This window comes from Candidatus Pedobacter colombiensis (genome assembly GCA_029202485.1).
GTDB classification, from domain to species: Bacteria; Bacteroidota; Bacteroidia; order Sphingobacteriales; family Sphingobacteriaceae; genus Pedobacter; species Pedobacter colombiensis.
Window position 1 is genome coordinate 3,274,466 of record CP119313.1, and the last position, 13,089, is coordinate 3,287,554.

Here is a 13,089-nt window from a genome sequence, read left to right on the forward strand (position 1 = left end):
TTTTAGCTTATTTAAAACGATTTTTAACTATGGATGATAAAGCAAGTTAACAGCTATTTTAAACTTGTTATTTTCATTTTTATGCTCTGCATACTTTACTATCCCATCATTCACAAACATATAGGTATTGCTAAAAAATAGCTGATCGGCAAAAACGGTACTACTTTTCATCATATTAAACTTATGTCGTTTTAAAATCCCTAATGTTTCATTTGATAGGGCTAACCAAAAATGAAATGATAAAAACCCGTTATCCCATTCTTTTAAAAGAACTTCCTTCCGTTCTTCCAAATCAATACAAATGTTGTTAAGGTGTTCCAAAAATAACGGCAATTCTTCAGGAAACAGATCAAATAGTAGTTTAGCTTTACCAGTATTGGTTAATTCCTCTAATGTTTTCATATCTAGATTATTTATTATGCGGTTAATGATTGTTTAATTCTCAATAGATTCAGCTTCGTATATATATCTTTCCAATATTTTGTCCGCCTAATGGCAAAAATTGCCTGTTCTTCGCTCGGCTGATCATACAGGTATGTTAAGTACATAGCCACCTGAAAAATAGCCTCTTTTAAGTCGGTAACCTCCAATAGATTACCGTCTAAATCTGTGATGTAGTGATTCATATTTTAAAAGGTTAGAGTTAAAATGATTTTTTGGGTACATACAGATTAAAGGAGGAATTGCTCCCCCGTTTAATAGTCATGTTCGCTAAGAATGGTATTACCATTTTTGGCAAAATCGGTACAGAGGTCAAAAGCCTTTTGACCACGTTTTAAGCCTGTCCCGTACATAATTGATTTCAGTTTACTTTCATCATCCTTGTAATTGCACACATTTTGATAGTAGCCTGTGATTGAATTATATGCACCAAACAAAGTACCTTTTGTGGTTTCCTGCTGTTGGGATGGGCTGGACATTGCATACTCCAATACGTTCTCAACGGTATTTTTATACAAAGTTGAAAATTCGTCTAACTGACCAGAGCGTAACGCCTCGGTAGTTTCTTTATTAGGAGACATAGCAACCTGAATTAATTCTTTCAGTTTACTATCTGTAATTCTGATTGTAGCCCAATTGTTATAAACTTGTTCCAATTCATTGGCTAACTGATTGGTTAATCCTAGAAGTGTATGAGCTATTTTTAATCGGTACTGTACGTTGGAAGTGTGTTTAATACGTATACAGTTGGTTTTATTGCGCATTGCTGCGTTTAAAGTGTTGTTACAAACGATGCGAATAGGCGTAAATGCAGCGGTAATAGAACCTAAACCATCGTGAGAAGTTGTAAGGAAAAGATATTTTTCTATGCAATCGTTTCGACCTACACGAATATAATCGGGCAGTTTAGCGGTAATAAATATGCGCTCACCTTTGCCCAATGCCCCGGCTGTTTCATACAAAATACCTTCTCCACCACCAACAATACTGTCAAAAAAATCAAATGCTTGTACATTCTGTACTATCTCATAATCTTTACCGACTACGCCCAGCACATCATCGGTATCAGTCCGCAGCGTGGCGAAATAATTAGGCACTAAAATACCCGCAGTCAATTCGTCAAAATAATCATCCGCATCGGGGTCTTTAAAAGTATCTAAATTGGATTTATCAACCGTAAATAAGGGGCGCTTTTCAACAACATAATCCAAGCCCGCAAACTTGATGGCCTCGGCGCTAGTTGGATAGTCTTGTACAATTGTGCCTAAATTGTGCCATGCTTTTTCTTTAGTGCTGAAAAAGCTATATTTTTCTGTTTTTTCGTTGTAATTTAAGTTATGTGCCATGTCTTTATTTATTAAATGGGTTAATTGATTCGGTGAATAAAATTTCAGTCTCCAGTACTTCAACTTGTTCAGTACTTTTAAAAGTGTAAATGGTATATGTTTCAAAATCTAAAATTGTTTTACAGAGGCTTTCAAATTTGCTTTTCACCTCAACACGCACCATTAAGTATAGAATGTGGTTTTTCATGTTATTAAGGATTAAGCGCCCCCACAGAAACGGGGGGCGCATAGTGATTAACTGGCAGGAATTAGGTTTACAATTCCTGTTTCTACTTCTTCTAATTTTTCAGTACACAGACTATTAACCTGCTCGGCCACGCCTTTTATAATCGCAGGATTTTTAGTGGTAAACGTTTTGCCGTTATCGTCCTTGATGGTCAATAAACAACCTTGATAATAGTTTCCGCCTGTTTCGTCCACATCGTCTTTTAAACTGAGTTCAAATTCTTCAAGCGTAGAAATGATGGTTTTTAAATTTTCACGATGTTTAATTTTGCGGGCGAGTTCATCCCCTAGTTTTATATGACGGTCTAGTATAGTTTTTTGCTCGGCTATCCTTTCAGCAATCCCCATTTTGATTTCCATTTTTGTAGGTTCTACAATGGGAGTTTCTATCTCTTTTTCCGATTCAATTATTGGGGCTTCCGTTTCTATAACATCAGAGGGCTGTCCGTTAAACGCTAAACCATCCGCATTTACTTCCTCAAATGCTTTTGAGGGAGTTAACGCACTTTCATTTGATGGGATAGCCGAACGAATTGCATCTTTTGCGGTTACGGCTGTGTTGTTTACTTGTCCTTTAGTTCCAGTGATTTTACCTTGATTTTTCATGATTGTGTTTTTTAAAATGATAATTGAATTGAATAATTTAAATTGTGTCCGTTTAAGGCAATTGTAACGGCCTGCACTGTTTCGGCTAGGCTTTGGATTCGGTGGGTGGGCTTCTGCCTTTTGTTGCGTTCATGGTACTATGGGTTTTAAAAATATAGTCGGCGGGAGCCTCCTCGCCTTAATGTCGTACTTGACCTGAATCCAATCTTTTTTTTGCAAGACAAGGCTTTGCCAAAAAAAAAACCTCGTGAGCGAAGCGAGCAGGGAAGATTTTTTTTGAGCAAACCCGAAGGGTTTAGCCTTGACGGAAAAAAGATTGTTCGGACATTTGTACCTATTAAGGCTGAGAGGGCTTTTTATTTACTTAATGCACGTATTTCACTTAATAAGGAGAGTGGAAATTGAGGCTATAGGATTAGCCTGTTGCTATTCCACTTGGGTACTTTAGGGTAAGAAAAAAAGAATGGAAGGAAAAAAGAGGCAAAAAAAAGCCTGAATGGAAACATTCAGGCTTGTGTAGGATTGGGAGGGCTATTTTGCGTTTTTTCGGTTGCTGACCTCTATGCGAATATTTTGGGTAAGATTTCTAGCTATCAATAATGACTTACGCAATCTAGTTCCGGCAGTTTTGTTACCCTTTTCATAAAATTTACGAGCATCCCTTTCGCTAGTTAGGATTAAGGTTTTTAAATCAAGGAATTTTTTCATGATTAAATGTTTAAAGTTTAAAAATCTGTTATTTTAAAATGTATGTATAATTAAGGATCGTCTACCTTGTTAGTCCTTGGGCTTCTGACAGGTCGTTTTCTTTCGCTTTAGTATTTTGGGCAAGGGTTACTTGTGCTTCTTTAGTGAGGAACAATTCTCGTTTTTCAGGTGTTCCATCTAATTTAAAAAAATTCATTTTTCTGAAGCGAACTGCTGTTTCCAGTTGTAATTCCATATCAACGCCCTTATTACTTGCTCCAATAATAGGTTTGTCTCCATTTCTCAATGCAGTTTCTAATTCCGTCAAATTTTGAGGTTGATTTGGTGCATTTTTCAAGAATTTGATATTGTAGTCTTTTAGTACATTTTTCAAATCAAAACCGTAAGCGGGATCACGATATGTTTTTAGTTGGAAATTTTGGCCTGTTTTGCCTTTTTCAGTATCTAAATTCACCCATGCCTGATATTTCTCACCTTGTCTAGTTGCTAAATCGTCACGGAAGACCGAACGACCTTGAACTAAATTCGCTGCCTGTTGGACTGTAAATCCCTTTCCCTCCTGACAATAAAATGTTTGTTCAGTCGGCTTACCAAACAAAGCGTTCCTATAGTCTCTAGTAACAACTACTTCATTTTTTTCTCTTTTGGCTACCAAAGAGTTACTGGTAACACTTTTTCCAACCACTAATTCGCAATCTCGATCCCGCTTTTTAAACTGCTCAATGGCTTCCATTGGGTGGTCAAATTTCTTAGTGTCGTTTTTCCCCTCGCCATTTGGGGTGATCAGAAAATAAGAATGTCCTTCTTCCAAAGGTTTAACACCATAAAATTGTGCCTTGAAGTTTGAAAAATAGTACCCTTTTTCCGGGTCGGATGTTTTTATCGGATAACGAATATCAATGTGTCCATTTAATACTTGCTTACTTTCCAGTATTTCAAAGCTGGCAGATCCTTTCCTGATATTTTCTTCTAATTGGTTAAGGGACTGTTCGCTTGCACCTAGAGCTTTCATATCCTCTTTAAGATCAAACAAATTGTTTAAATTAATCTTGTTCATAATGTTAAGATTTTAGGATTAAAAAATAGTTCAACGGGTAACCTGTAATTGGTTTTCAGGTTCGATGTTTCGCTGTTTTATTAGTTTCAAGTCTTTGTTCAGCTCTTTACTAATGGGTTTAATTATTTTTTTTAAATGGGCAAATGTGATCGGCTTCTTTTCCGCATTGAAGAAATTGATTGTCTTTTCAGAAGGATTAGCCGAAAGGTAGAATTTAGCTTTCCCAGGCACATCAAATGCTACGCTTTTACCTTCCTCAATCCCTTTTTGCACAGTTGAAATAGAAATTCCATAGACCTCTAGTTTGATCGAATGCTCAAGCAATATCTTTTTCAGATCAAAATCATAATCAGGGGGAAATTTGTTTAGTTCAAGTTTACCCTCTTCTAAATTCTGAACTTGCCCTAATTGCATCCACATTTTTGGTTCTGAATGGTGAGTGCTCTTATAAATCGGCTTTCCCTGCAATAAGTTTAATGCTTCAGTGACTTTAATATTGTCAGTTGGAAAAAACGTTGCAGATTTTGATTCTCCATTTTCTGTAGTTAACGTAGCGGTATATCCCTTATATGCGTACGCCTTTTCATCAATTTTAGCTAAATGCACATTTACTTCCAGCTTATCGTTACCATAAACATTACTTACAGATTTTAGGTGTATTTTTTCACGTTCAAAATCTAATTCCTTTTCTATTTTACCTGCCAGATGATTAAGCCCAGCGCTTTTTAACTGCTCCTGAATGTAGTTTGTCGATTCTTTTTTCCAATCTTTTAGTAAGAACAGGTGTATAGGTCTATTAACCAATTCATTTTGAACCCGGTGTAAAAATCTGACAATGGGGTTTGGGTATAGTTCTTTCCTTAATTTAGCAGTTACAACCTTTATGGCATGAGTATAAAGTTTTTCTTTATCTGAAGGATTAACTGACAACCTATGCAATCCATCTGTTAGGAATTTGTATTTATACTTTAGCGTCTGCTTATCATCAAGGTTTCCGGTTAATTCCCGAATTTTAGAAACTCTCTTTTCCCAATTTTCCCAAAGGACTTTTGCCCTATTGACATGAGCTTCCATACTAACGTTGTTTCAATTGGTTATTTCGTAATAAAATTGAATGCCCAGATTGTATTTTGACTTTAACCCGTCGTAGTTTCTTGCTCATCAGATTCTTGGCAGCATCAATTCCGGCACCTGCAACTTGAGTTATTAAAGTTTGATCAATTCCCATAAAATCAATGTCTCGGATTGCCTGATTTGATCCACTATTTACTGCATCGGACAACATCGCTTCGGGGGCATCAATGCCGATCATACCGTCTAAGCTATAAACAGATAAATCTACAGGGATGATAGAAGTACCTAGTCTTATTTGTTTTATGTCCAGCAATAAACGTTGATTGACAATTTTACAGGCACCAAAAACGGAATGACCTTTAGGAATTACCACACCATTTATCTTTATGCTGTCCTGCAATATCAATTTAACAGTTGCCCCCTGCACCACTTTTTTATTGTCGGCAATCGTTGCTGGAATAGCTCGAAACTGACTGTCGGCGCTCAATGTTTGCTGTTGCTTGTATTTTTGTTGAACTCGTTCAGGGTGTTGTATATCCAGAATATTTTGCATCAATCCGTTTAATTGTTGCATTTCAGGGTCTTCAGTTTTACTCTCCTGCATCGTTTTCATGAGCGCTTCCAATCGGTCAACATCCTGCTTAATTGAAGAAACTTGTTGATTTTGAGGTGATGGGCTTTGATGTGAGCCGGAAACCTCAATTGGCTTATTGATTTCCCGATTTAGTGCTTCTAATTTTGCGTTGATTTCTCTGGTTTGAGGTTCTTCCATTTGTGAATTAAAGCCAAGATTTTTTGCAACGTTTTCAATACTGTTTGCTCTTCTATTCATAGAGTCCCTATCGGCCTGATCGTAAAAATCCAATTTGTCCTTTGGCTGATCTTTTTTAAAAGCTGCATCTGGTAAATTAGTATTGATGCCATTTTTAACATTTTGTCCAGTGGCTTCGGTATTATTTGCACCGCCCCCTAAAAGTTTAAATCCTAATCCGAGAAATGGTATAATGAGTAAAGGGAGTATTAACAAAACCTTTCTTTTGTCAATTCGTGTTTTCGTTTCCATATTTTGAATATTATGTAAATAATTGAGTTAATTGAATGCACAGGTTATGAGCAGAAGGCAATAAGTTCCAATTACAATGCAGAATAGCACCAATGCAAACAGGATCGTTTTCGTACTTAATAAACTTGTCTTGTTATTCAAATATTCCGCAAGCTTGTGCTCTTGTTTGGTAATACCTTCGCTAACTCTGTCAGAAAGGGTATTATCGTTTGTTTGCGTTTTTCTTTGTTTAAATAAGGCCATTGCTTTAAGTTTTAGGGGGTAAATCTTTATTTTCCACTATTTCCCAATTTCGGATCAAAAAGCCATGTGGATTGTTGTCAGTCTGAGTTTGAAGACTATAGATTACTCCTTGAGTAATGAGCTGTCGGTAAAGTGTGCTTGTTGACCTGACCATTTTTTCAGTTCCATAAAAAGTAAAGTGATAAGGATAATGATCGATATTGAGCTTAATGCTGTCCATTTGGACTTCTTTAACAATATTCGCAGCAATCAGATTATTGTAATATCCTGATTCTTTCAGATTGTCATACTGTTTCTTTGCGGATTCATCAGCCAGATACAATGCCCTGTTAACCGTTGCTCTGATTGCCTTATCATCTGGATTTAATGTAAAGAAGTGTTGGTGAAAAGTTTTGATATGATCCCTGAGTTCAACAGGCAGATTAGATTTTTTATCCGAGGCGATGGCCTCCAGTACTTTACCATTATATAGAATATAAATCCGATTGCTCGCCTTGTCAACAATTCTGTTGTTCCAGAAAAGCACAAAACAGATTGTTATCGTATTTGCAAGAATTAGAAAAATACTAAACGTTTTGATGTGCTTAAAAGCAGTATCGATGTTTTTAAATTGTGTAAACATAACTAAAGTTTAAAGGGTTATTTACCTGATAGCTTGTCTTTAAAGTAATCCTGACCCGATGCTTCGGCCATACCGGAACCAATGTTACGATAGGCATTATCATAAACATCTGACACTATGCCACCTGCGGCCTTAGCTGTTTGTGAAGCTATATTTTGGCTTGTCCTACTTGTGGTTCCTGTCATTGAGTTCACCCTCGTCAACATTGAATTTCCACCCCCGGCATGAATAATATAGTTGGCTACGTTCGGTACGCAACGATAGCCAATGATGCCAATGATCAAAAATAGCAGGTAAGCTAAATCTGTAGAACTGAAAAAAGTATCACCATTTTGTTGAGCTTGTTCAATATCTAGCTTAATCATGCTTTGCTGGATCTTGCCTAAGATTGCGCCAAAGATGTTTGCAATGGGCAGCCACAAATAAATATTGATGTATCGGGCAATCCAGACAGATAAAGTATGTTGTAAGCCATCAAATACAGCAAAGCCAAGCACGAGAGGGCCTAATATTGCCAGAACAATCAAGAAAAAGGTTCTTACCGTATTGATGCAAAGCGATGCAGCATAGTAAACCACTTGTAAAACCTCACTCATAAACTGTTTAAAGCTATGGCGCATTTTATAATCTTGTTTGTCAAGCCAGAATCTCATATTATTGCCTATCGCTTCAACCCAATTTTCGTCAGTGCCGTTTTTGTCTTCAGGATGTGTGTATTTATACCATTCTTTTCGATCACCCATTCCGTCATCACCGACAAGGTATTTCCATTTATCAGTTTTCTTAAGTTCAAGTTCTTTTCGTTTCAATAAGGCTTTGATCGTTGCATCACTGTCCTTTACCATTGCTGAGGTTCCAGTAACAGTCGGGCTAAGCACCCCATTCATAACCCCAAGTACCATTGGAAAACTCAAAATCGCCATACCAAGGGCAAATGGGCGTAATAAAGGGTAGAAATCTATAGGTTCCGCACGAGCGATATTACCCCAAACACGACTAGCTATATACCAAAGGGCTCCAAATCCTGCGATTCCTCTGGCAACTGAAATTAAATCAGAACATAATGGGATCATTTCATTATAGACTTTATCTAACACTGCCTGTAATCCGCTAACCTGCTCACTTAATCCCTGTGCCATTGAAGTAAAGGGAGTTAACAGCAATGCAATAGCAAAAAAGCATATTGAGACTTTATTTTTCACTTTCATAATGTTTGGGATTAAGGGAATAAGCTTAGGGTTTGTCTAAGATCCGCCCTTTCTTTTTCACGTTGAAAGGAAAGACCAAGCGCCTGACTGTTGAAACTTCTAAGAAATACAAGCTTGTCCTCAGTGTCTTCAAAGATTCGATCAATCGCCTGTAACCGTTCTTCATCATTCATTCTAAGTTTGGATGATGTGATGATCATGACAAGCTGGTCAAGGTTATCAATGCTTTGATTAAAGAGGTTCTTATATACTCTACCCAAATAATCAATTTCCAAAGCATTGAAATTATTGGTCGCTTTAAACTGTTTGAAGGCTGATTCGTATTCCGAAATAATACGCTTTTGGTAAGTTATGATATCAACGACTTTTCGATACTTCTTCACTTCGGGGCTAACTATCATTAGCCCGTCTAAAAACACCGAATGCAGAGAAAAATTACCTTGTGAAATATCCTTGATGGCATTATACCCACCGGAAATAATCGTATAGCCCTTTTTCATATCCTTTAAAATGTTCTTTAGCTGGCTTAGCTTTTCTACATTCAGTAAAAGCTGCTGTACCTCGGTTGACTGTGCTTTACTTTGGTTACCTGAAAATACCATTAGCACTAAGCACAGCGCAGGAATTATTAACCTAATCGATTTCATAATATTTTTTTAATTGATAAATAAACTCTTGTTCTTTTTCAGTTTGCCGGATCAGCATCATAACCTGCCCCATAAAATCAATGGTAAAGCTGAACTTATTTACCATTGATTCATTTATCCTATTCAACCTTCTCAGCCTTTCCTTGTCACTCATTTCTAACCGCCCGGATGTAATGACCAATAGCAATTCCTCTAAGTCACTTTCGCATTCATCCATTACATTTTCCTGTACATTTTGCACATACAGCCGATTTTTAATTGATAGTGCATCGCTGTATTGAACAGCGCCAAATGCTTTGCTGATTCTGATCTGGCATTCTATGATCTCCGCAACTTTTACATTATTGCGAATAACCGGGTTAACAGCTTTCAAGGAATTAATAAAGGCGCTATGCAGACCAAATTCGCCATTAGTAATGTCCTTAATTGTTCGCAAGCCAGAATTGGCTATATCATAGCCTTTTTTCGCATAGCCGATATACACCTCCAATGCAGCTATTTGCTGAAGCAGATATTTCTTCTGCGTTTTTTCCTGTTTGAAAAATTCGGAGAATGTTTGTGCCTGGCTAAGCTGTGTTGTGAATGCCAATAACAAGCAAATCAAAACAGCAATTTTTCTGATATTATTTTTCGATTCCATAAATTTCTTTTAATCTGGCCGTTTCGTCTAGAGAATTGGCACGTTGAATACTCGTTGATATGTTTTGGGTATTGAACTTTTTGAGGCTGGTATAATTAGCGTCCATTTGATCGGCAGCCTTGTTAATGATGATCAACCTCTCTGCATCGGTCATTTGGGTTTTAAATGAACTAAGGACAAGTAAGATTTGGTCAAGATTATTAATGCTTTCTTCAAGAATGCCCGTATAAACCTTTTCCATGTAGTCCAGTTCTTCAATGTTAAAGTGCTTATCCTGTTTAAATAAATTCCAAGCCCATTTGTATTCATTGACAATTGCCATTTGTTTTTCAGTTAAATCTTTAATGCGCTTATAATAAGCTATGGCAGATTTAATTTTCCAGAGTTCATCGTAATATTGACTGTAAAGGTTTTTCTGTTTGTCAGTCCAATCAGCGATTTCAGTTAATTTTAACTTAGAGAGTTGGTTTTCAAGCACTTTTTGCGCATTTTGCAACCAAATAGTTTCGTTCTGTAGACGTTGAATTTTTAAGTCTACTGCTTTAATTACTTTCTTAACTCCTGCTTTGATAACTTCCATAACAGCGATTTGCGCATTTGCATTTTTGGGAAGTCCGACCATTAAGGTTATGGCACTTAAAGGTAGAATGACCATGTACTTTTTCATATATGATATAATTTTCATGGGTTTAATAATTAGTGTGAAATATTATGATGCCAGGTAAGTTGATCGCAATCTTCAAAGCTTCTTACCGTGTCTGATTTCCTGTGCAAGCACAGCTATTCCTTTTTGTATGCTTCCATACCTTCGGGCATATTCCTGAACTTGAACTTTCTCTCTTTCTTCAGTACTGTAGGCCAGATATTCTTCAGTGGAAACTTCGGTACGGTACACTTTTGAGTGCCCATTACCTAATGAAATGAAGACTTCCTTATACTTTCTGTTCGGATCATTCGCCTTGTTCAGGGAAAGTACCTGAGCTTTTTCTTTATCAGTTAAGCCCAATAGTTCTTGAATAATTTCGAACTTGTTTTCATACTTACTCTGGTCTAATAGTATCTTACAATCAGAATTGTTGATGATAGCGTTTTTAACAATTGGTGAGCTGATCACATCCTCAATTTCCTGTGTGGCTACAATTGGTTCCCCATAAAATTTACGCATGGTTTTGAACAAATAGCGGATATATTCAGCGGTTCCGGGTTTAACAATTGCTTTCCAACATTCCTCGATTAGCATTATTTTACGAAGACCTTTAAGCTTGCGCATTTTGGAAATCACCAATTCCATTATCACCATTACGGTCACTGGAAAAAGGATAGGATGATCTTTTAAATTGTCCAACTCAAAGATGATGAAGCGTTCATGCAGCATATCCAGATTTTCGGTTGCGTTCAGTAAATAGTCAAATTCACCACCTTTATAATAAGGATTCAGTACATATAGAAAATTTCCGATGTCAAAATCTTTTTCCTTCACTTTGCCATTCTCAAGCACAAGCATATATTCTGACAGCAAAAAATCGTAGAATGAATTGAAACAAGGAAATATATCAGGATTATTGTCCAGGTGACTAAAGTAAAGGGTCAATGCATTGGAGATCGCAACATATTCTGATCTTCGGTAAGGCTCATCATCTTTTTTCCAAAGCGCCAAAATCAAGGTTTTAATGCTTTCCCTTTTTTCGGTATCCCAAGTGTCCCCCTCGGATAAATAAAACGGATTAAATTTGATTGGATTTTCTTCTGTATAGGTAAAATAAAAACCTCCAACTAACTCACAAAGTCCTTTGTAACTGTGTCCAATATCCATCACGACCACATGGGAACCCTGCTCATAATAAGTTCTGAGCATATGATTTAACAGGAAACTTTTGCCAGAGCCACTACCACCAATACAAAATTTCGACCTGTTATTGATCCATCCAAGATCGTAAGGTTCATTACTAATGTCCACATTTATTGGACTCCCTGTCAAACGATCACCGAAACGAATACCGTACTGACTAATTGATGAACGGTAATTAGTCTCTAAGTTAAAAAAGCAGGTAGATTGTTCAATAAAGGTGTCAAATGTATCATTCATTGGAAAATCCGCCTCATTTCCGGGAATGCCAGAAAACCAGATTTGAGCTTTACCATCCGTCTCAATTTTTGCTACTGCATCCATTTGTGCCATTGCGGAGCTAACCAAATTTTTTAAGTCCTTAGCTTTTGCCTGATCTTCCGACCACACTAAAACATTGAAATGTGATTTAACAGGTGACCGCCCTGAAGCAATGGCTTCATTTAAGAAGTCATTTGTTGCATCGCGATTGATAGCATTTTCACGGGAATACGAAGAAAGAGAGTGTAAACGAAGTTTTTTAGCTTCTAATCTTTTGAGCGTCTTTTGTGCATCATCGATAAAAACATATTGGTTAAGGATATGGTTACAGCTTAATAAAGCACCTAGAGGACTTGCAAACCCAATACTGAACTTTGTTCGATCTGTGCTGTATTTATCATAATTGATTCGGCTGCCACATAGTGCTGGCAGATCATCCGTATCGGATAAAGTATACAACTCAATTTGTTTTTCACCAACCCGAATTTCGTCCTTCACATGAATATCTCTGATTATCGGCATCTGCTGTTTACCCAATAAAAAGCAATAACGTTCTATGATTCCTGCCTTATTCGCAGTCCCGGCAAGCTCGTCATCATTAAGCCTGTCTAACTTACAGAACCCGCTATCTTGCAGAACCCGTTCAAACTGGCCGCTTGCATCTGCAAATTCCTTATACAATAGCGGGTCAATAGTTTGGGTAGGAACAATCGTTTTCCTACAAATATTACTATATGTTGAAGAGGAAATCTTTCTGCCGGATGGCTTTTTGGTGAGATAGATAAAACATTCATGATCTAAATGAGGTCTTTCATTAAAGAACTTCTCGCTGGATAGAGATAAAAAGCTACCTCCATGCTTTTCAAAATCCGGCTTATGGTTAGCTTCAATAAACCAATCCTGTTTATGAAAAACACTGTCCTGTGGAAGTAATTTGATCGCCCTGATCCATGCTTGATGATATGTTTCGTAATCTCGCTCCGAGAGTGTGAAAATCTCCGGCAATACTGCTCTGTAAACAATTGTAATGTCTCCTGCCATAGAAAGAATGCAATTGTGTTCGATTTTATAAATCGGAAAAATATTGGCTGCTTCTACCATG

The 13,089-nt window shown here is 37.0% G+C and carries 15 protein-coding genes; all 15 read right to left on the minus strand.

Going from position 1 to position 13,089, the window contains the following annotated elements; genetic code table 11:
* Window positions 1–27: 27 nt before the first annotated feature.
* Window positions 28–402, minus strand: a complete 375-nt coding sequence (locus P0Y49_13690) for a hypothetical protein (GenBank protein WEK17851.1) — start codon at window positions 400–402, stop codon at window positions 28–30.
* A gap of 14 nt (window positions 403–416) precedes the next feature.
* Complete coding sequence (locus tag P0Y49_13695; protein WEK17852.1) at window positions 417–626, minus strand: hypothetical protein; 210 nt, start codon at window positions 624–626, stop codon at window positions 417–419.
* Window positions 627–695: 69 nt separating this feature from the next.
* Entirely contained in the window at window positions 696–1,787 is a 1,092-nt protein-coding gene (locus P0Y49_13700) for a DUF932 domain-containing protein (protein ID WEK17853.1), read from the minus strand.
* Window positions 1,788–1,791: 4 nt separating this feature from the next.
* Window positions 1,792–1,974, minus strand: a complete 183-nt coding sequence (locus P0Y49_13705; GenBank protein ID WEK17854.1) for a hypothetical protein — start codon at window positions 1,972–1,974, stop codon at window positions 1,792–1,794.
* 47 nt (window positions 1,975–2,021) lie between these two features.
* Window positions 2,022–2,618: a hypothetical protein gene (locus P0Y49_13710; protein ID WEK17855.1), complete on the minus strand. Its 597-nt coding sequence runs from the start codon at window positions 2,616–2,618 to the stop codon at window positions 2,022–2,024.
* Between the two features lie 531 nt (window positions 2,619–3,149).
* The gene (locus tag P0Y49_13715) at window positions 3,150–3,326 is read right to left on the minus strand and encodes a histone H1 (GenBank protein WEK17856.1); all 177 of its coding nucleotides are present in this window, start codon (window positions 3,324–3,326) and stop codon (window positions 3,150–3,152) included.
* Between the two features lie 61 nt (window positions 3,327–3,387).
* Entirely contained in the window at window positions 3,388–4,383 is a 996-nt protein-coding gene (locus tag P0Y49_13720; GenBank protein ID WEK17857.1) for a hypothetical protein, read from the minus strand.
* Window positions 4,384–4,413: 30 nt separating this feature from the next.
* Window positions 4,414–5,457 (minus strand): hypothetical protein, encoded by a 1,044-nt coding sequence (locus P0Y49_13725; protein WEK17858.1) that lies wholly within the window; start codon window positions 5,455–5,457, stop codon window positions 4,414–4,416.
* A gap of 1 nt (window position 5,458) precedes the next feature.
* Window positions 5,459–6,520, minus strand: a complete 1,062-nt coding sequence (gene traM / locus P0Y49_13730; protein WEK17859.1) for a conjugative transposon protein TraM — start codon at window positions 6,518–6,520, stop codon at window positions 5,459–5,461.
* A 247-nt stretch (window positions 6,521–6,767) separates the two neighbouring features.
* A complete protein-coding gene (traK, locus tag P0Y49_13735; protein WEK17860.1) occupies window positions 6,768–7,385 on the minus strand; it encodes a conjugative transposon protein TraK in 618 nt (205 codons plus the stop codon).
* A gap of 17 nt (window positions 7,386–7,402) precedes the next feature.
* Window positions 7,403–8,593: a conjugative transposon protein TraJ gene (gene traJ / locus P0Y49_13740; GenBank protein WEK17861.1), complete on the minus strand. Its 1,191-nt coding sequence runs from the start codon at window positions 8,591–8,593 to the stop codon at window positions 7,403–7,405.
* Window positions 8,594–8,604: 11 nt separating this feature from the next.
* Window positions 8,605–9,240 carry a TerB family tellurite resistance protein gene (locus P0Y49_13745; protein ID WEK17862.1) on the minus strand — a complete coding sequence of 212 codons (636 nt, stop codon included), beginning with the start codon at window positions 9,238–9,240 and terminating at the stop codon, window positions 8,605–8,607.
* A complete protein-coding gene (locus P0Y49_13750) occupies window positions 9,227–9,880 on the minus strand; it encodes a hypothetical protein (GenBank protein WEK17863.1) in 654 nt (217 codons plus the stop codon). The genes P0Y49_13745 and P0Y49_13750 overlap by 14 nt, the downstream gene beginning before the upstream one ends.
* Window positions 9,864–10,547 carry a conjugal transfer protein TraI gene (locus tag P0Y49_13755; protein ID WEK17864.1) on the minus strand — a complete coding sequence of 228 codons (684 nt, stop codon included), beginning with the start codon at window positions 10,545–10,547 and terminating at the stop codon, window positions 9,864–9,866. The genes P0Y49_13750 and P0Y49_13755 overlap by 17 nt, the downstream gene beginning before the upstream one ends.
* Window positions 10,548–10,619: 72 nt before the next feature.
* Window positions 10,620–13,088, minus strand: a complete 2,469-nt coding sequence (locus tag P0Y49_13760) for a TraG family conjugative transposon ATPase (protein ID WEK17865.1) — start codon at window positions 13,086–13,088, stop codon at window positions 10,620–10,622.
* Window position 13,089: the final 1 nt, after the last annotated feature.